Consider the following 441-nt stretch of genomic DNA (forward strand, 5'->3'; position numbering starts at 1 on the left):
GCTGTCCTCATCATCCTCAGCGGCAGGCGCGGCCTGGAACAGCGTCTTCCAGCCAGGCACGACGAGGCGCTTGCCCACCGCCCGCAACGCCACCTGGTTGCAGTCGAAATCAGCCACCGTCCGGTCGAACTCGTGGTGGGGCATGAACTGGGCGAGGTAGTGCGCGCGGATCAGGCTGTAGACCGCACGTTCCTTGTCGCTCATGGCCGCCAGGTTGGCGGGCTCCAGGGTCGGGATGATGCCGTGGTGCGCGGTGATCTTGGCGTCGTTCCAAGCCCGTGAGCGCTGCGCCGGATCGATGCTGGCCAGCACCGGGGCAATGGACGGATCAGTCCGGCGGATCGCCTCGAGCACGGCCGGCACCTCCGGCAGCATGCTGGTGGGCAGGTAGCCACAATCGGTCCTGGGGTAGGTCGTCGCCTTGTGCGTCTCGTACAGCGC

The 441-nt window shown here is 67.3% G+C and carries 1 protein-coding gene; it reads right to left on the minus strand.

Features of this window, described 5'->3' with window-relative positions; all coding sequences use genetic code 11:
* The coding region (locus tag GSQ95_RS26060; protein WP_256664739.1) for a DNA topoisomerase at positions 1–441 on the minus strand (441 nt) is incomplete at both ends.

Origin of the sequence: Pseudomonas sp. BAV 4579 (assembly GCF_009765395.1) — a bacterium.
GTDB classification, from domain to species: domain Bacteria; phylum Pseudomonadota; class Gammaproteobacteria; order Pseudomonadales; family Pseudomonadaceae; genus Chryseomonas; species Chryseomonas aestiva.